Source organism: Halalkalibacter alkaliphilus, assembly GCF_023555415.1.
Lineage (GTDB): Bacteria > Bacillota > Bacilli > Bacillales > Bacillaceae_D > Halalkalibacter > Halalkalibacter alkaliphilus.
In genome coordinates this window covers 235,339-254,296 of sequence record NZ_JAKRYL010000001.1, presented here as the reverse complement: position 1 = coordinate 254,296, position 18,958 = coordinate 235,339, and the positions used below count along the sequence as shown (strand labels likewise).

15 protein-coding genes are annotated in these 18,958 nt (G+C 36.2%); 14 read left to right on the top strand and 1 reads right to left on the bottom strand.

The features are described from left to right. Positions 1–43: 43 nt before the first annotated feature. Positions 44–1,402, top strand: coding sequence for a 6-phospho-alpha-glucosidase (locus tag MF646_RS01135; RefSeq protein WP_250094642.1), 1,359 nt, complete (start codon positions 44–46; stop codon positions 1,400–1,402). 121 nt (positions 1,403–1,523) lie between these two features. Further along, the gene (locus MF646_RS01130) at positions 1,524–3,581 is read left to right on the top strand and encodes a PTS sugar transporter subunit IIABC (protein ID WP_250094724.1); all 2,058 of its coding nucleotides are present in this window, start codon (positions 1,524–1,526) and stop codon (positions 3,579–3,581) included. Between the two features lie 110 nt (positions 3,582–3,691). Here the strand turns inward: MF646_RS01130 and MF646_RS01125 are convergent, their stop codons facing one another. Then, entirely contained in the window at positions 3,692–4,855 is a 1,164-nt protein-coding gene (locus tag MF646_RS01125) for a dicarboxylate/amino acid:cation symporter (RefSeq protein ID WP_250094641.1), read from the bottom strand. Positions 4,856–5,087: 232 nt separating this feature from the next. Between MF646_RS01125 and MF646_RS01120 the strand changes: the two genes are divergently transcribed. The 12 genes from MF646_RS01120 to MF646_RS01065 all read left to right on the top strand — a co-directional run bounded on the left by MF646_RS01120 (position 5,088) and on the right by MF646_RS01065 (position 18,937). Continuing rightward, positions 5,088–5,939 (top strand): patatin-like phospholipase family protein, encoded by an 852-nt coding sequence (locus MF646_RS01120; RefSeq protein WP_250094640.1) that lies wholly within the window; start codon positions 5,088–5,090, stop codon positions 5,937–5,939. A gap of 413 nt (positions 5,940–6,352) precedes the next feature. Continuing rightward, complete coding sequence (locus tag MF646_RS01115; protein WP_250094639.1) at positions 6,353–7,348, top strand: LacI family DNA-binding transcriptional regulator; 996 nt, start codon at positions 6,353–6,355, stop codon at positions 7,346–7,348. Continuing rightward, complete coding sequence (gene rbsK, locus MF646_RS01110; protein WP_250094638.1) at positions 7,345–8,274, top strand: ribokinase; 930 nt, start codon at positions 7,345–7,347, stop codon at positions 8,272–8,274. The genes MF646_RS01115 and rbsK overlap by 4 nt, the downstream gene beginning before the upstream one ends. 18 nt (positions 8,275–8,292) lie before the next feature. Further along, positions 8,293–9,312, top strand: coding sequence for a TRAP transporter substrate-binding protein (locus tag MF646_RS01105; RefSeq protein ID WP_250094637.1), 1,020 nt, complete (start codon positions 8,293–8,295; stop codon positions 9,310–9,312). A 37-nt stretch (positions 9,313–9,349) separates the two neighbouring features. Beyond that, positions 9,350–9,847 (top strand): TRAP transporter small permease, encoded by a 498-nt coding sequence (locus tag MF646_RS01100; protein WP_250094636.1) that lies wholly within the window; start codon positions 9,350–9,352, stop codon positions 9,845–9,847. Positions 9,848–9,882: 35 nt separating this feature from the next. Further along, positions 9,883–11,160, top strand: a complete 1,278-nt coding sequence (locus MF646_RS01095; RefSeq protein WP_250094635.1) for a TRAP transporter large permease — start codon at positions 9,883–9,885, stop codon at positions 11,158–11,160. A gap of 22 nt (positions 11,161–11,182) precedes the next feature. Further along, positions 11,183–11,635 (top strand): ribose 5-phosphate isomerase B, encoded by a 453-nt coding sequence (gene rpiB / locus MF646_RS01090; protein ID WP_250094634.1) that lies wholly within the window; start codon positions 11,183–11,185, stop codon positions 11,633–11,635. 448 nt (positions 11,636–12,083) lie between these two features. Next, positions 12,084–12,857 carry a 3-hydroxybutyrate dehydrogenase gene (locus MF646_RS01085; RefSeq protein ID WP_250094633.1) on the top strand — a complete coding sequence of 258 codons (774 nt, stop codon included), beginning with the start codon at positions 12,084–12,086 and terminating at the stop codon, positions 12,855–12,857. Positions 12,858–12,958: 101 nt separating this feature from the next. Then, on the top strand, positions 12,959–14,242 hold the full coding sequence (locus MF646_RS01080) for a GntP family permease (protein ID WP_250094632.1): 1,284 nt from the start codon (positions 12,959–12,961) through the stop codon (positions 14,240–14,242). Between the two features lie 87 nt (positions 14,243–14,329). Continuing rightward, positions 14,330–15,745, top strand: a complete 1,416-nt coding sequence (locus MF646_RS01075) for a sigma-54 interaction domain-containing protein (RefSeq protein WP_250094631.1) — start codon at positions 14,330–14,332, stop codon at positions 15,743–15,745. A 275-nt stretch (positions 15,746–16,020) separates the two neighbouring features. Continuing rightward, positions 16,021–17,778, top strand: coding sequence for a cache domain-containing sensor histidine kinase (locus MF646_RS01070; protein ID WP_250094630.1), 1,758 nt, complete (start codon positions 16,021–16,023; stop codon positions 17,776–17,778). Next, positions 17,768–18,937, top strand: coding sequence for a response regulator transcription factor (locus MF646_RS01065; RefSeq protein ID WP_250094629.1), 1,170 nt, complete (start codon positions 17,768–17,770; stop codon positions 18,935–18,937). The genes MF646_RS01070 and MF646_RS01065 overlap by 11 nt, the downstream gene beginning before the upstream one ends. The last annotated feature ends 21 nt before the right edge of the window (positions 18,938–18,958 follow it).

Below are 18,958 nucleotides of genomic sequence, written 5' to 3'. Positions count from 1 at the left end.
TATAATACAACTTTGAAAGCGTATTATACTTAGGAGGTCTATAATGAAAAAGCAAAAGTTAGTTGTAGTTGGTGGAGGGAGTACATATACACCGGGAATGATTATGAGTTTAATAGAAGAAAAAGAGAATTTCCCTCTAAAAAGCATCACGTTCTATGATACAGATGTTGAAAGACAAGAAAAGGTTGCTAAGGCGTGTGAAGTAATCTTAAAGGAAAAGTATCCTGAGTTGGAGGCATTTCATTATACAACGGATAAAGAAGAGGCATTTTCTAATGTTGATTTTGCTTTCGTTCAAATTCGCACTGGCGGACTTGCTATGCGTGAACAAGATGAACAAATTTCGTTAAAACATGGAGTCGTAGGACAAGAAACATGTGGTCCAGGCGGCATGGCATATGGAATGCGTTCTATCGGAGACATGATTGAACTTGTTAATGACATCAGAAGCTATTCTCCTGATGCATGGATTCTCAATTATACAAACCCAGCAGCTATTGTAGCAGAAGCACTAAACAGAGCGTTCCCTGAAGATAAAAAGATTCTTAACATTTGTGATATGCCAGCTGCAATTATGGTAAGTTACGCGAGCATTCTTAAGAGAGAGATTTGGGATCTCGTGCCTGAATACTTTGGTTTAAATCATTTTGGCTGGTTTACTAAATTGTATGATAAAGAAGGAAATGATCTTACGGATGAAATTAAAAGTCATATTTTGAATCATGGATTCTTACCTGAGGACTCAGAGATTGTAAATGATCCATCTTGGATTAAGACATTTAAACAAGTGAAAACAATGGTAACGGATTTCCCTGAATATTTACCTAACACGTATTTACAATACTATTTATACCCGCAGGAAATGGTGGATAAAGAAGATGTATGTAATACAAGAGGAAGACAAGTAATTAACGGACGTGAGAAGAGAGTTCACAGCTTATGTGACCAGCTGATTGAAAATAAAACAACAGATGGCGCTCATTTGGAAGTGGATATTCATGGTTGTTATATGATTCGAGTTGCGGCGTCTCTTGCTTATAACAATGGAGATACATTTATTGTCATTGTTAAAAACAATGGTATTATTTCCAACCTACAAGATGATGCAATGGTAGAAGTGCCTGCACAGCTTACAAATCATGGACCAAAACCATTTGCAGTAGGGAAAATTCCTACATTTTATAAAGGGTTAATTGAGGGGCAACTTGCTTATGAGAAGCTTGTTGTAGCTGCTTTCTTTGAAAATGATTATAATAAAGCACTACAAGCGTTAACCTTGAATCGAACAGTTGTAAATGCACCGGTAGCGAGAGAAATTTTAGATGATATGATTGAGGCTAACCGAAATTATTGGCCTGAGTTAAATGGGAATTTAAAAGTAAAGGAACCGGCATCTGTATAATAATAGGTAATTTAGGTGAAGGAGGGCCCTTCACCTAATTTATGAAATGAAAACGGTTAAGTAAGGAGGTAGTACGTTGAAATTTGATTTTGGGAAATTACAAAAGTTTGGTAAAGCATTAATGGTGCCAGTTGCATTGTTACCAGCAGCAGGGATTTTGCTTGGTATTGGTGCCGCATTATCTGGCCCTTTAGCAGATCGGATTCAATTGTTGCAAAATCCAGTTGTAGCAGAAATTAGTGCGGCGATGCTTCGAATTGGAATAAGTTTATTTGAAAACCTTCCCATTATTTTTGCGCTTGGTATTGCTATTGGGTTAACAGGTGGATCGGGAATTGCGGCACTTGCTGCACTACTTGGATATATCATTATGAATACAACGATTTCATTTTCGTTGAAAATTACACCTGAAATGACTGCTCAAAGTGGAGAATACGGAATGGCCTTAGGGATTCCGACTTTAGAGACGGGAGTCCTAGGCGGGATCGTTGTCGGATTTCTAGCAGTTTATATTTACAATAAGTTTCATAAGTTTCAGCCCCCGGAAATGTTAGGTTTTTTTGCAGGAGATCGGTCTGTTGGAATAGCGATGGTATTTGCGTCAATTTTTCTAGCGTTTCTAATGATGATTGTTTGGCCTCCGGTTCAAGGAGTTATTAATACTATCGCTTCTGTTATTGCAACGGATGCTACGAATCCATTATATATAGGGTTATACGGAGCTTTTGAGAGGCTGCTTATTCCAACAGGACTACACCACATTTGGTATGCACCATTTTTATGGACTGGTTTAGGGGGAACAACTGAAGTTGCAGGCCAATTGGTTTCTGGTGATCAGTATATTTTCTTAGCGCAAATAGCCGCGGGAGTGGAAGTCACTGCGGGGCGATTTATGGCCGGGAAATTTCCAATTATTATGTTCGGCCTATTAGGTGCAGCATTGGCTATGTATAAAAGAGCAGATAAAGATAAGAGACCTGTTGTTAAAGGAATGTTAATTGCAGCAGCAGGAACAGCTTTTCTAACTGGAATAACAGAGCCAATTGAATTTACTTTCTTATTTGTAGCGCCGTTGTTATATGTGTTTCATGCGATATTAACAGGTGTTTCATACGCGGTTGCCTACATCCTTGGTGTTCACCTTGGGTGGGCTGGTGGATCAGGTTTCATTGATTATGTTCTAGTTAATGTTTTACCGGGTACTCCAAATTGGTGGATGAACCTTGTATTAGGAGCTATTTTCTTTGCTGTTTATTACTATTCTTTTAGTTTTGCAATCAACAAATGGAATATTGCTACACCTGGCCGTGGAGGACAAGAGGCTAAGTTGTTTACCAGAAATGATTTCAATCAACAGAAAGCGGGAAAAAAGCAGAGTAAGCAAGAAAAAAATAAGGAAATAGCTAAGCATATTATTGTTGCTTTAGGTGGACCTGGCAATTTAGTTCACGTTGACGCTTGTTTTACAAGATTACGTGTGGAAGTTAAAGAGGTTAACCGAATTAACGAAGATATGTTAAAAGGTCTTGGAGCAGCAGGTGTTGTAAAAGTTAGAAATAATATTCAAGCCATTTTTGGAGGGAATTCAGACCTCTATAAAAATGAAATGAATGAATTATTAAAGGCAGAAACCCTATTTGATGAGTTGGAGCTTTTAGAAGAAGTAAAAGAAGAGGAAGTACAATTAACAAAAAAACAGATTAAAGTGGATAAGATCGTCACACCGGTACAGGGGAATATCTTACCACTTACAGACGTGCCAGATGAAGTCTTTTCTAAAAAAATGATGGGAGATGGCTTTGCAATCGAACCAGCTAATGGTACTATTTGTACTCCTGTTAATGGGACAATTATCAATGTATTTCCAACGAAACATGCGATTGGTATAAAATCTGAAAATGGGCTTGAATTATTGGTTCATGTAGGAATTGATACAGTAACCTTAAATGGAAAAGGATTTGAAACGTTTGTTCAAGAGGGACAGAAAGTAAAAGCTGGTCAAAAAATAGTTGAAGTAGATCTAGATTATATTCTAGAGCATGCTACATCTATCGTGACACCGATTATCTTTACTAATTTGCAGGAAGAGCAGTATGTTAGTATTGCAAAAATTGGTTTTGTAGAAGAAAACGAAGAGGGCATTATTACGGTGATGTCGACTGAGAAAAAAGGTGCATAAAAGTAAATCTTTTGAAATGGAACTATCCGTTGATAAGGGCAGACTTATTATGGTATTTTTTTACCAAGGGATAAATAGAAAAAACATCTGCGAAAGCAGATGTTTTTTTGCTAACTCGTCATCTTATTAATCCGATCAACAGAAGCTGAAATAGCTCCATCACCGGTAACATTACAAGCTGTACCAAAGCTATCTTGTGCAAGGTATAGTGCAATCATAAGCGTGATCATCGTTTGGTCAAAGCCAAGCATCGTTTCTAGCAAACCTAAAGCAGCCATAACTGCACCACCTGGAACTCCCGGAGCAGCAACCATTGTAATACCTAGCATGAGGATAAATGGTAGAACAGAACCGATTGTAGGTGTGTCTCCCATCAGAAACATAATTGCCATAGAACAGCTGACGAGTGTAATCGTACTACCTGATAAATGAACGGTAGCAAGTAAAGGGACTGTGAAATCTGCTATTCTTTCTCGTACCCCTATTTTCTTTGTTTCTCTTAATGTTACTGGTATCGTTGAGGCAGATGATTGTGTTCCTAGTGCCGTAAAGTAGGCAGGAAGCATACCTTTCATCATTGAGATAGGATTCTTTTTATTTAAGACGCCACTACCAGTATATTGTAATACCAACATAACTAAATGAAGAATAATAACTAAGATAAACACTTTCGCAAAAACAGACATGATTGTTTCTACTTGTCCAGCTTTTGACATATTCGCAAAAATGCCAAGGATGTGGACTGGCAATAATGGAATAATGACAGCAGTAATAACCTTTTCAATAATTCCACGGAACTCAACTAAAACATTTGTTAATGTATCTCCTTTTACGAATGTCACCCCTAATCCTAACAAGAACGCTAGGAGTAATGCGGACATTACACCCATGATAGCAGGCATTTCAACTGTGAAAAATGAGGAGAGTAAGCCTTCCTCAGGATTTTCAAAACTTGCTAGAAAACCATCAACCTGCAAAATATTAGGATAAATGGCAGAAGTAGCAAAAAAGGCTAATAAACCAGCTGTGATGGTAGAAAGGTATGCAATTCCAGCTGTGATCCCTAGTAGTTTTCCTGCTCCCTTTCCTAATTGAGCTATTCCAGGTGCGATAAATCCAATAATAATTAGAGGAATGATAAAGCCTAAGAAATTCCCGAACAGTCCGTTAAACGTAGCGAGCACTCTTACGGTCCAATCAGGTGCTACTTTACCAATAATAATCCCAATAATGATTGCCAAAATAATACGAGGCAAAAGTCCAAAACGTTTCATACTTTTTCTCCTAATCTATAAAAATTTTATCATTATGAGATTATACAATAATTTATTAGAATAGTTAATATATTATTTTAGTTTTTAAAATTTAAACAAGTGAATCAGTATGAACTGAATATATATAGTTGGAAAAAGGTACTTTCTTTTTAACTAGTGAATGACTATTCGCTAATTTTTACCTATGATATTATTAAAATAGATTAAGTAGTATAGAAAAGGACTATCACACATGCAAAACTGCGGACTTGTTTTAGAAGGTGGGGGTATGAAAGGACTCTATACGGCTGGGGTTCTAGAATACTTCCTTGAGAAGGATTTGTTTTTTCTATATGTCATTGGCGTTTCAGCCGGTGCTTGTATGGGGGCATCTTATGTATCGAGACAAAAGGGGAGAAATAAAAAGGTCAATGTTGGACTTGTGAATGATCCACGGTATTTATCCTTTCGAAACTTCCTTTTTAAGAGAGAAATGTTTGGGATGGATTTTTTGTTTGATGAAGTGCCAAATCATATTGTTCCATTTGATTTTGACACCTTTGCAATGACAAAACAACAATTTTTAATAGGGACGATGGATTGTCATTCGGGTGAAGCAATTTACTATAATAAACAGCGGCATAAAGACGATATACTGAAAATCATTAGAGCTTCTAGCTCTATCCCTTTCATTGCTCGTCCTGTGGAATATGATGGGCGATTGCTCCTAGATGGTGGTTTGGTTGATCCAATTCCTTTAGGAAAAGCGAAAAAAGACGGAAATCAGAAAAACATTGTCATTATGACAAAATCAACTAATGAACGGTTGAAAGCTAGTAGGGTATCTTCCGTATTGAAGCGACTTTATCGAAAGTTCCCAGCGGTTGCTGATTCTTTTGAGAAGCGGTTGATTACATATAATGATACGTTATCCTTTATTGAATCCGAGCAGGAAGAAAAGAATGTCTTTTTAATTCAGCCTAGTATCGATCTGTCTTTAAGCGGCTTTGAACGAAATCAAAAGAGACTGTTAGAATTATACGAACTTGGCTATCATGATGCAAAACTGCAGTTTGAACGGTTGAAGAAGTGGTTAGAGGAATGAGTATAGCAGCAAGTTAGGGTTTGAATAAAAGGTTCCTGCGTGCTGTAACGTAACCATGGGGTGCAGGAACCATTTTTAATGATATCCCCTAAATTCTAAGAATATAAAAAGGTGAGTTAGCTAGTGGAGAACACAATTATGAGATAAATAAATATACTTCAAAAAAATAATGAAATCTAAAATTATTATGCGTAATTTATTTAACGAAGAGGATTGACAATGAAGACTAATTAGAATTTTCATTTTTTTCTAAATTGTATTGACATTTTTATAGATGAAGGTGTAATATTCACTTATAACATTGTAACCGGTTACACAAAGCGTGTTGTTTTTTTTGAACTAAAAAGTAACCGGTTACACAGGATCAATATTTTTTAAATTAAAAAGTAACCGGTTACATTGAAGGTGAGAGTATGGCAACGATTAGAGAAGTAGCGAAAAAGGCTGGAGTTTCCGTCGCCACAGTGTCGCGAGTAATTAATAGGACAGGGCGAGTCAAGAAAGAAACAGAAGAAAAAGTACTGGAAATTGTAAAACAGTTAAATTACACCCCGAGTTCTATCGCAGTTAGTCTGAATAATAAAAAGTCAAAAACTATTGGATTACTCCTACCTGATATCACCAACCCTTTCTTTGCTGAATTAGCTAAGGGGGTTGAAGAAGTAGCTAAGAAAAAAGGCTACACAGTCATTTTGTGTAATTCTAATGGTGACCTACAAAGTGAGTTAGATCATTTGCAAGTATTAGAACAGAAATACGTAGATGGAATCATTTTATCTTCACACACGCTAACGTATTCACACATTGAGGAATGTAAAATTCCAATTGTGTCTATTGATCGAACTTTAGATGGAAAGCTGTCATCTGTTACATCTAAAAATTATGAAGGGGCTATGCTAGCAACTCGGCATTTACTGAAAAAGGGATGTGAAAGAATTGCGCATATTGCTGGTCCGCAAAATATTGTAACAGCAAGAAAAAGGCTCGAAGGTTATTTGGCTGTTGTAAAAGATTCATCCTGGTACTCGGATGAATTGTTGGTATATGGTGATTATGAAATTCAGACAGGATATGAAGCAACCTTAAAACTATTAAACTCTACTCAAAAAATTGATGGGATATTTGCGGGTAATGATTTAATGGCCGTAGGGAGTCTAAAAGCTATATATTCGTTAGGTTTGAGAGTTCCTGAAGATGTAGCGGTAATCGGTTTTGATGGAATTAACTTTTCTAAAATTACAATTCCAGAGTTGAGCACTATTGCCCAACCAATTTTTGAAATGGGATTATTAGCAACAGATACTATTTTAGATGAAATTGTAAATAGCAAAAAAAATCAATCGTTCCATGAGCTTAGTGTCAGTTTAATTGAAAGAGATTCTACTAAAAAAAGTAGGTGTGACTATTGAATAGAAAACCTAGAATAACCGTAATTGGTAGTTCAAATGTTGACTATGTTGTACGTTCAGCAACGTATCCTCAAGTAGGAGAAACAATTATTGGAACAAGTTTTCAGGAGTTTATGGGAGGAAAAGGAGCTAATCAAGCTGTAGCAGCAGCTAGGCTAGGTGGTGATGTATCTTTTATCTCATCTGTAGGAGCAGACAGTCAAGGTGTTCAGATCAAGGAGAATCTATCAAATGAGTGTGTTAATATTGACGGAATTTATACTTCTCCTAATAATTCAAGTGGTATTGCATTTATAAATGTTTCTAATGATACGAATAAGATTACAGTCATTCCTGGGGCAAATTACGATTTATTGCCAGAGCACATCGATCAACAAGAAAGGCTAATAGCTTCTTCAGATATTATCTTAGTTCAATTAGAAATACCGCTAGAAACGGTTTCGAAGGCAATGGAACTCGCAACATTACACTCCATTCCTATCATACTAAACCCGGCCCCAGCACAACCATTATCTGCTGAATTAATTGGAAAAACAACTTATTTAACACCAAACTTCAGTGAGATGCAAGCAATGACGGGTTTAGATTTAAAGAATCAGCAAGATCTTGAAATAGGTTTTTCTCAACTCTTTAAACAAAGAGTGAAAAATATAATCCTAACTAGGGGGGAAGATGGTGTAATATTCAGCAGTCATTCGAATCAAACTCTACAAGAAGTAAAAAGTGTGAAGGTTGTTCCAGTTGATACTACTGGTGCAGGGGATACGTTTAATGGTGCTCTCGCTTATTCATTAGCAAGTGGTAATGATTTAGAAGCTGCTATTCGATTTTCCAACTTAGCAGCAGCTCTTTCTGTTACAAAAAACGGAGCTCAACTCGGTATGCCAACGAATGAAGAAATGCATGGATATGCCTCAAAACTATGAAAAAAAGGGGAGAAAAAAATGAAAAAATTATTATCAATACTTTCACTAACTATGATGGTGGGCTTCTTAGGTGCATGTGGTTCAACTACTGAGGATTCAACTACATCAGATTCATCTTCTTCAACTGGAGAAACAGTAGCAGAAGAAAAGACGATCACCTTCTCACTCGATCAGCCTTCGTCTCATATTTGGGTAAAAGCAACAAATAAATTTGCAGAATTAGTAGAGGAAAAAACGGAAGGCACTATTAAGGTCGAAGTTCATGATTCTGCATCACTTGGAACTCAACGTGAAGCTTTAGAAGGTATGAAAATTGGAACAATGGGTGGAACCGTTAGTTTGGAGCCGGTATCTGCTTGGGTTGAGGAAATCGGTATTTTTGGAGTTCCGTACTTGTTCGAAGATAGTGATCATCTAAACAACTTTTTAACAAGTGAATCTGGTGAAGAATTAAATGAATTAATGATCGAAGAAGGGTTTAAACCACTTACGTATTTCATGAGAGCTCCAAGACAAATTTCAAGTAACAAAAAAATCGAATCTATTGATGATCTAAGAGGTTTAAACATTCGTGTACCTGAATCACCGACTGCCCCTCCAGCATTTGAAGCAATGGGAGCGAGAGTGGTCACACTTCCTATTTCTGAAGTGTATTCAGCTTTACAACAAAATGTTATAGATGCGCAAGAGAATCCAATTACGCAAATTTATTCAGATAAATTCTATGAAGTTCAAGATTACATTACTCTTTCAAATCATCAATACCAAGCTGCTTACCTTCTAATTAGTAATGATATTTTTGAAAGCTTAACAGATGAGCAAAAACAAGCAATTGAAGAAGCGGCTCAAGAAACAAAAGAGTTTGAGCATAATCTACATGTTGAAGAATTAGAAGCTGCATTTGCTGGGCTAGAGGAAGCTGGTGTAGAGATAATTGAAGTTGATTCTTCAGAATTTGCTGAAGCTGCTTCACAAGCATACTCTAGCTATGATGCCCTTATGCAAACGTGGATTGAGAGGGTTAACGAGAGTAAATAACAGAGAGGGGCCTTCCCCCTCTTAAGGTGGGATTAAGATGTTGCGGAGATTTAAACTGATCAATTTCCTAGAATTCACTGCTTTTCTATTGGTAATCTCTCTTGTATTTATCATGTTTGTACAGGTTTTTGCGCGACAGTTTTTTGACAAGATACCTATTTGGAGCGGAGAAGAGGTGGCTACACTTTTATTAATTTGGTTAGTTAATATTGGTGCTGCAGTAGCTGCTGGCCGTAATACACACATTAGTATGGATTATATTGTTGAGAAATTCCCACAACAATGGAGAAATAGAATCGAAATTGTGGTGTATACAGTTATTTGCTTGTTTTTACTTACGGTCGGGGTCATTCTTTTTCAACTAGCATGGAGTGGTCGTGGAGCATCTACTGCACGCTTAAATATTTCAATGTTTTGGATTCAAATTAGTATGTTTGTCGGCATGATTATTATGTCTTATTACTATGTCAAACTTCTCATAAAATCAATTTGCAATCTAAGAGGGAAAAGTAAGAATAGCATTACAAAAAATTGATTGATTTAAGTAGTAACAAGAAAGGAGAAGTTAATATGGCATTAGTAGTCATGCTTATATTGTTCATTTTATTATTAGTTTTACGCTTTCCTATATTTATTGTTATTGGCTTGTCGTCATTAGCTTATATCATTATAAGTGACATTCCTCCATTATTAATAGGGCAAAGAATTACGACTCAACTGACCTCCTTTTCATTATTGGCGATTCCATTTTACTTATTATTGGCAGCCATATTGAATTCCGGAATGGCTACTAAAAGGCTTATCAGGTTTGTTGTTTCGATAGTAGGATATATAAGAGGTGGGTTAGGGATTGCCAATGTTGGTATAAGTATGTTGTTCTCAGGTATTTCTGGTACAGCAGTGGCTGATACGGCTGGATTAGGGAAAACATTAATACCTGCAATGAAAAAAGAAGGATATCCATCTGCTTATGCGGCAGCTATAACAGGTGCATCTTCAACAGTAGGACCTATTATTCCTCCAAGTATCAATATTATTATTGCTGGGGTTACAGCAGGATTATCAATTTATGAACTATTTTTAGCGGGAATTATTCCGGGTATATTAATGGGGATCGCAATGATGGTCACAGCTTATATAATTGCTGTTAAAAGAAAGTTCCCTAAATCAAATGAATTTCAAGTAGCGGAAATCTGGGAAAGCTTTAAAGGATGTATTTGGGAGCTCGGATTAATTGTTTTTATTCTTTACGGAGTATTAGGTGGTTTATTTACACCAACAGAGGCTGGAGCAATGGGGGTATTTGCCGCTCTTGTGCTAGGATTTATTATCCGTAGAGATGTAAGTTTGAGAGATTTGTACAGATCATGTGTGGAGACAGCTCAATTTACAGGAACAGTCTTAATTATTGTTGGATTCGCTGCTACCTATGGTTGGATTATTGCATCAGAGAGAATCCCACAAACCATTTCCGAATCAATCTTACTAATTACAGTTGTTCCAATTTTGGCAATATTACTAGTTAATTTAGTATTGTTTGTAGTCGGATCTGTTATGGAAACGATCGCTTCTCTAGTAATTGTGTTACCAACATTATTAGTACTTGGCTCTTCATTAGGTATTGATCCAATTCATATGACAATGATTGTCGTAATTAACCTTACTTTAGGTCTTTTAACACCACCGATTGGAGTTGTCCTGTATATAGTGACCTCGATTAGCGGGGATAAGATTGGATCAGTCATAAAAGAAGTAATGCCGTTTTTTATTGCTAATGTTGTAGTATTATTACTAGTGATCCTATTCCCGAGCTTAACACTTTGGTTACCTGAATTAGTAAATAGATAAAAGTTGAAAGGTGGAACAGACTATGAAAATAGCAATTGGTTCTGATCATGCAGGATTTCCGTTAAAAGGATCGGTTTTAGAATTTCTGAGAAAAGAAGGCCATGAAATCATTGATTTTGGTTCTCATAATACAGATCCTGTAGATTTTCCAGTTATCACAAAGCAAGTATGTCAAGCAGTTCTAGATAACGAAGCAGAACGAGGTATAATGATCTGTGGTACAGGTGTTGGGGCCAGTATAGCGGCAAATAAAGTACCAGGTATAAGGGCTTCGGTGTGTCATGATATTTATACTGCACATCAATGTGTTGAACATGATGATGTTAACGTTATGGCAATTGGAGCTCAAATTATTGGTCACACAGTAGCAAATGAGCTAATTGAAAGATTTCTATCAGCAACATTTAGCACATCAGAAGAGTTTAGAAGACGAGTAGAAATGTTACATGAGATGGATAATAGTAATCAAAAGTAATAAAAAAGGTTCCTGTACTGTGCTATAACGCACGGTGGACAGGAACCTTTTTTATTTATTGTTTATTCCGAAATTACGGAAAATAGACATGGGAACATTCCTGTAATACGGAATATTCCACATTTGCGGAAATGACAAAGTATAAGAAAGCATGGATAAACAAAACCACAAAATATAATTTTGTTTTTTGAGAATGTAAGCAAGTTCGTAACTGGAGAGAGATTTTATAGTTCATTTTTACATTTTTTAAAGGTAATTAAAAAAGTTGGCACAAAACTTGCTTAATCTTTGGTGAGTGTGTCAAAGAAGCACTTGTTTTGTTGAAAGCGCTGTCTTAATGGAGATTTTAGTTATTATCCCTTATTACACGTCGACAACAAAATGGGGGAGCGGTTAACGAGTCCCTCATTCACAGAGATAATTAGTAGAGATTAGGGAGGAAAGAAGAATGGAAAACAAAGTAACGTTTATTACAGGTGCAGCGAGCGGAATCGGGTATCAAATTGGAGAAGCATTTCTTAAGGATGGTTATAGAGTAGTTTTTACAGATATTAATGAAGAAAAAGTTAACGAAGTAACAGAAAACCTGAGAAAACAAGGATATGATTGTTTAGGATTAAAAGTGGATGTAACAAAAGAAGAAGATATAAAAGCAGCAATTGATACAACAATGCAAAAATTTGGAAGGCTTGATGTTCTGTTTAACAATGCAGGATTACAACATGTTTCACCTATTGAAGAGTTTCCAACTGAAAAGTTTGAATTCATGATTAAAGTGATGCAAATCGCCCCATTTGTTGCGACAAAGCATGTATTGCCAATTATGAAAAAGCAAGGATTTGGACGAATTATTAATATGGCTTCAATTAATGGGGTGATTGGCTTTGCTGGAAAGGCTGCATACAACAGTGCAAAACACGGAGTAATTGGTTTAACAAAGGTAGCAGCACTTGAAACAGCAGAGCATAACATCACCGTGAATGCTCTTTGTCCAGGTTATGTGGATACGCCGCTCGTTCGTGGACAATTTGAAGACTTAGCAAAAACTCGTAATGTTCCTGTTGAAAAAGTAAAAGAAGAGGTGCTTTATCCATTAGTTCCACAAAAACGATTATTAGCAGTTCAAGAAATTGCTGATTATGCTCTATTTTTAAGTAGTGAAAAAGCAAAAGGAGTTACTGGGCAGGCGGTATTGTTAGACGGGGGATATACGGCACAGTAGTAATAGTCCGTCTTACTAGCCCGGGTATATATACACCCTGACATTCTAAGTAGTAGGGTAGGTAAAAATGCAGATAATCTATTAGATAATGGGGTGGAATGATGATTGGTATTATTTTAGGTTTAATTGTTTTGATGACGCTTGCATTTATGGGGTGGTCGATCATTTGGGTTGCACCAATTGCGGCCGGTGTTGTAGCACTTACTGGTGGGTTAGATCTGTTAGATGCATACACAAATACGTATATGAGTGGGTTTGTGAACTTTGCTAAACAATGGTTCCCAGTATTCATGTTAAGTGCGATTTTCGGTAAATTAATGGAAGATACAGGGATGGCAAAATCAATTGCTGTTGTTTTATCGAAATTAATGGGAACAAAACGAGCCATTTTAGGAGTTATTTTATCTTGTGCTGTATTAACATATGGAGGAATCAGTTTATTCGTTGTAGTGTTTGCGGTTTATCCACTTGCATTATCTTTATTTAGAGAGGCGAATATTAGCAGAAGAATTATGCCAGCTACGATTGCATTAGGTGCGTTTACCTTTACAATGACAGCGTTACCAGGAACGCCGCAAATTCAAAACCTGATTCCAATGCCATATTTCCAAACCAATGCAATGGCAGCTCCAGTTATGGGAATTGTTTCTGCTTTAATTATGGCAATCGGAGGCTATTTTTATTTAATTTGGCGTCAAAAACAGCTTACGGAAAAAGGGGAAGGGTTTACAGAGCCAAAAGATACGAGCATGTTAAAGGTAGAAGGGAATTCCCCGAACGTGCTCTTATCTCTACTACCACTACTAACCGTGCTATTAACGTTAAACTTACTCGAATGGCATATTGTTGTGGCATTGCTTTCTGGTATTCTATTAATCTTATTATTAAATATTACGAAAATGAAAGGCTTTGTAAAATCCATCAATAGTGGTGCGACAGGGTCGATTATAGCAATTATTAATACGAGTGCAGCAGTAGGATTCGGGACCGTTGTTCAAGCAGTACCAGGCTTTAAAAAGCTTACTGAAATGTTAATGAATGTTCCAGGAAACCCCCTTATCTCTGAAGCAATCGCTGTTAATTTATTAGCTGGTGCAACAGGTTCGGCTTCAGGTGGGATGGGAATTGCCCTTGAAGCATTGGGAGATCAATATTATCAAATCGCCCTAAGTACTGGAATTAGCCCGGAAGCATTTCATCGTATTGCTTCCTTATCTTCGGGAGGATTAGATGTCCTTCCTCATAATGGTGCTGTATTGACGTTACTAACCATAACAGGATTATCACATAAAGAAAGTTATAAAGACATTGCTGTTGTTGCGATCGTTATCCCTATTATTGCAACGGTTGCAGCAATCGCGTTAGCTGCAATGGGGATCTATTAAGATTTAGGTTAAGAAGCTGTTCAATTGAGGGCAGCTTCTTCCTTTTTCTACTATGTTATAATTGGTCTATTGATTGGAGGAGTATTCATGAAGCTAGATATGAGAAGGCTTTCAATTGACTGGTTAATTGAGATCATTCACATAGGGATAGAACGTATTGTCATAGTGGATCGAGATGGAATCATTGTTTATATAGATGAGGCATATTGTGAGTTTATTGGGACGACTTTTGATGATGCAATTGGCCGGCCAGTCCAAGAAATCATTGAAAATACACGAATGCATATTGTTGCAAAAACTGGGGAAAAAGAAATTGAAAATCTTCAACCTATTAATGGCAGTGTGATGATTGCTAATCGCTACCCCATTTTTATAGATGGAAAATTAGTAGGGGCATTTGGTACGGTTATTTTTCCTGACCCAGATAACTTACGACATTTTAAAAATAAGATGAATAACCTTTTGGAAGAGCTAAACTTCTATAAAAATAAGGCAGTAAATGAATTAACAAGTAAATATTCATTCGATGATTTAATAGGAAACAGTCATACATTTAAAGCCGCAAAAGCATTGGGAGAAAAGGTTGCTGGAAGTGACTCATCTGTTTTAATTACGGGTGAGTCTGGTACCGGAAAAGAGTTATTTGCTCACGCGATTCATCATAGTAGTGCACGTAGTAGTTTTCCGTTTGTAGCTATTAACTGTGCTTCCATTCCGGAAGTGTTGTTTGAATCAGAGTTATTTGGTTATGAGGACGGAGCATTTACAGGAGCGAAAAAGGGAGGAAAAGAAGGCCTTTTTACAGTGGCAAATAAGGGGACGGTTTTTCTAGATGAGATTGGAGACATGCCGCTCTCTATGCAAAGTAAATTGTTACGAGCTCTACAGGAAAAAGAGGTACAACCTGTTGGAGGACAAAAGACCATTCCGATTGATTTACGAATTATTGCAGCAACAAATCGAGATTTAACGAAGATGATAGAAGAGGGAACATTCCGTCAAGATTTGTTTTACCGTCTTAATGTCATAAATATTGAAATTCCACCACTTAGAAAGCGAAAAGATGATATTGAAGCTATCTCAAATAAGTTATTACAGAAACTTGAAAGGAAATTTTATCGAAAAGGTACCGTCTTATCACCTGAAGTTGTGACGAAACTAGAAGAACATAAGTGGCCGGGGAATGTGCGGGAACTGGAGAACGTACTAGAGAGAGCCATAAATGTTTTGGATGGTACGGTGATTTTATCAGAGCATTTGCCTCTGTACATACGGGATCAAAAAATGAAAGCAAGCGAACAAGAATCTTTAAATAATAATTCATCCAAGCATGTATCTCCACTCGCAGTTCAACCTCTGAAAGAAACTTTAGCCCAGGCTGAAAAAAAGGCGATGACACATGCGCTTAAGATAGCAGACGGAGATAAATTAGCAGCAGCCAAGTTACTCGGAATAGGTAAGACAAGTTTTTATGATAAGTGTAAGGTTTATGATATTAGATAAAGTTACAGAGTTAAAAGTCCTTTCATGATATTGAAAGGGCTTTTTACGGTTGAATGTACCTATTTTTTGTCTTGCATAATAAAAATTTAAACACAAATAAAAAAAATACCCCACTTTGATAGCGCTTTAATGAAATTATAATGAAAAGATACACAATAAATCAAAGGGTCATAAACTGCCATATCATTGATTCCTTTTATTCCCAAGTATACGTAGTTCTTTCCGTGTGCTACTATTTCAATAACACAAATCATTCAGAAAAATGGGTGTTTTTTATGAAGTTTCAAAATAAAATTCTTATTGCATTTTTGGTTTTTATTCTATTGCCGATTTTTATTTTAGGTTTTGTTTCCTACCATGTCACTTCTTCAACGTTAAAAAACAAGGTTGGGGATGAAACGTTACATACGTTAGAAGCAATTGATCTGAATTTACAAATGATCTTGTCTGAGGTTGACAATTTATCAAATTACATTATTTCTTCTAGGGAAGTTCAAGACTTTATTAAATTTAATGACGAGCAATCATTACTGGATTTTTATAATCGAGGCCAAGCCATTGCTGGACTTATGTATGGTCAATCGAAACTTGATGATTTAGTTCTTTATAGTGCTAATGGTCATGTTTATAGTTTTAAAAAGCCAAGTATTCCTACATTCGAACACTTTCAAGAATCAGAGTATTTTAATCTTATGGTGGAGGGGGAAGGACGGCCAGTCTGGTTATCAACTGCTGAAAGTGACAAGTTTGTTGAAGGGGAGAAACCAATCTTCTCCCAAGGGCGTGTCATCAAGGACATTCATACTCTTCATGATATTGGATATCTCATAATTGACGTGAAGTTGGATCGCTTTGATGAAGTATTTAAAGGACTTCAACAGAAGGATTCTCAGGAAATGATTGTGAACCAAGAAGGAGAGATTGTTTATAACCGTAACCATGAATTGGTTGGTGAAACGATCGAGCTCCCAAAAGAAATGGTGACAAATCAAACTGGAACATTAATTAGTGATTGGGAAAAAGAAAAAAGTTTAATTACGTACATCCCGATTAGCTTTAATGAGAACGAAGATTCCGAGTTTTTCCTTGTATCCATCAAACCATGGAGCTTCATTACAGATGAAACGAGATTTATACGACAAGTGACTATTTTTTTAGTTATTTTTGTGACGGTGTTCGCTGTCTGTTTTAAGCAAATCTTTTTAAATAGGATTATCCAGTTTATAACAGAGTTTCAATATAATATGAGAAAAGTTGAAGAAGGACAATTATCTACTAGGATGAAAGCGTTTTCTGTTGTTGAGTTGAACCATTTAGCGAAAGGGTTTAATCGAATGGTTGAGGAAATATCAACATTGTTAAAGAGAGTCAAAAATGAACAGGAACGAAAAAGAAGAGCTGAATTTAAAGTATTACAAAATCAAATTAATCCGCATTTCTTATATAACACGTTAGAGTCTATTAATTCATTGGCTGTATTACATGGAAGTAGAGATATTAGCAAAATGACAATCAATCTTGGAAAGCTTCTACGTCTTAGTATTAATTCAGATAACAAAGTAACGGTTAGAGATGAAGTACGTCATGTTGTTAGTTATATGGAAATTCAGAAGGTTCGATTTGATGAAAGGTTTACGTTCGAAATTAACGTAGATAAACAATTAGAAACTTATGCTATCTTAAAACTCGTTCTACAACCATTAGTAGAAAATATATTAATTCATGCTTTTAATCGCAATAAAACAGATGGTGTCATAAAGATCCGTGGAGGAATGTCTGACAAAGAAGGATTCTTTTTTATTGAAGATAATGGCGTTGGAATGACAAATGAGGTCCTTTCCACTTTTAATAAATATAAACAAGGTTGCAAAGAATCGAAACGAAAGTTAGGTTGTGGAGTAATGAATGTTCAAGAACGCTTGGAACTTTATTATGGAGAACGTTACGGCTTAATGATCTGCTCTAAGGAGAGCAAAGGAACAATCATCAAGCTGACGTTTCCTTTAACTCAGGGGGAACAACATGACTTATAAAGTGTTGCTAGTTGACGACGAATCGCTCATTCTTAGAAGTCTGCAGAAAATTATTGACTGGAAAGCTTTAGGTTGTGAGATTGCTGGAACAGCTAATGATGGCCAGGATGCAGCTCTTCTTGTTCAAGACATTCAGCCAGATATTGTAATAACTGATATTTGTATGCCCGAAATGAATGGGCTTGATTTATTAAAAAGGATTCAAACAATGCCGGTAAAACCAGAAGTGATTCTGTTAAGTGGCTACAATGAATTTGAGTATGCTAGAGAAGGCTTACAAAATAATGCATTTGATTATATTTTAAAGCCGATCGATCATGAAGAATTAGAAGAATGTATAAATAGAGTCATTACTAAATTTGAAGAATTAAGAAAGAAAGAATACGAGCATCGGAAACACCTCATTTATGAAGCGATCACACTTGGAGAAACAAAGCTCAGTCTTGAAAATGATGATCGAACGTATGTGATTTCGGCATTAGAGTTTAATAAAGGATCAGCAAATGATGAACAACAGCTTAGGGACTGGGTCAAATTTGTGAGTGCAGAGCAAATCTCAGAAGTATTCTTATATAAATTTGAAAGTACACGCTATATCCTTGTTTGTTCTCACCTAAAGAAGAATAAAGGTTTAGCTGCTAAGGTTAAATTAGCAATGCAGGAGTTTGGTAATAAAATAGACGGGTTGGTGAAAATAGCTGTGGGTAAGGATGTAGTTGGAATGAATAATCTTTCCCAATCCTATCAGCAAACATGGAAATTATTAGACTCTGCTTCGTTTTTAAAAATGAATCTGATCTCTGAAGATCACATTAAAAGTGAATATCAATCAAAGTATTCTCCAGATGCAGCAATCAAAAAAGCAAAAACATATTTACAGGAAAACTTTACAAAGGAAATTGGTATTGACTCCGTAGCTGAAGAAGTTGATTTAAGTGTCAGTTATTTTAGTGTTTTATTTAAGCAAAAAACGGGCGTAACGTTTTTAGAATATGTTACAAACTTAAGAATTGAGCATGCCTGTGTACTATTAAAGACGACGGATCTAAAAACCTATGAAATTGCCAACATGGTCGGTTACAATGACCAACGGTACTTTAGCCAAGTATTTAAAAAACGGCAAAAAGTTACACCGAGTCAATACAGAAAAAGTGATTAGAATTGCTTTTTAAAAGGGAGG

What these genes read in the sequence shown, in the direction of transcription:
- MF646_RS01135 (WP_250094642.1), top strand. Translation starts at nt 44, where the DNA reads ATGAAAAAGCAAAAGTTAGTTGTAGTTGGTGGAGGGAGTACATATACA.
- MF646_RS01130 (WP_250094724.1), top strand. Translation starts at nt 1,524, where the DNA reads ATGGTGCCAGTTGCATTGTTACCAGCAGCAGGGATTTTGCTTGGTATT.
- MF646_RS01125 (WP_250094641.1), bottom strand. Translation starts at nt 4,855, where the DNA reads ATGAAACGTTTTGGACTTTTGCCTCGTATTATTTTGGCAATCATTATT.
- MF646_RS01120 (WP_250094640.1), top strand. Translation starts at nt 5,088, where the DNA reads ATGCAAAACTGCGGACTTGTTTTAGAAGGTGGGGGTATGAAAGGACTC.
- MF646_RS01115 (WP_250094639.1), top strand. Translation starts at nt 6,353, where the DNA reads ATGGCAACGATTAGAGAAGTAGCGAAAAAGGCTGGAGTTTCCGTCGCC.
- MF646_RS01105 (WP_250094637.1), top strand. Translation starts at nt 8,293, where the DNA reads ATGAAAAAATTATTATCAATACTTTCACTAACTATGATGGTGGGCTTC.
- MF646_RS01100 (WP_250094636.1), top strand. Translation starts at nt 9,350, where the DNA reads ATGTTGCGGAGATTTAAACTGATCAATTTCCTAGAATTCACTGCTTTT.
- MF646_RS01095 (WP_250094635.1), top strand. Translation starts at nt 9,883, where the DNA reads ATGGCATTAGTAGTCATGCTTATATTGTTCATTTTATTATTAGTTTTA.
- rpiB (WP_250094634.1), top strand. Translation starts at nt 11,183, where the DNA reads ATGAAAATAGCAATTGGTTCTGATCATGCAGGATTTCCGTTAAAAGGA.
- MF646_RS01085 (WP_250094633.1), top strand. Translation starts at nt 12,084, where the DNA reads ATGGAAAACAAAGTAACGTTTATTACAGGTGCAGCGAGCGGAATCGGG.
- MF646_RS01080 (WP_250094632.1), top strand. Translation starts at nt 12,959, where the DNA reads ATGATTGGTATTATTTTAGGTTTAATTGTTTTGATGACGCTTGCATTT.
- MF646_RS01075 (WP_250094631.1), top strand. Translation starts at nt 14,330, where the DNA reads ATGAAGCTAGATATGAGAAGGCTTTCAATTGACTGGTTAATTGAGATC.
- MF646_RS01070 (WP_250094630.1), top strand. Translation starts at nt 16,021, where the DNA reads ATGAAGTTTCAAAATAAAATTCTTATTGCATTTTTGGTTTTTATTCTA.
- MF646_RS01065 (WP_250094629.1), top strand. Translation starts at nt 17,768, where the DNA reads ATGACTTATAAAGTGTTGCTAGTTGACGACGAATCGCTCATTCTTAGA.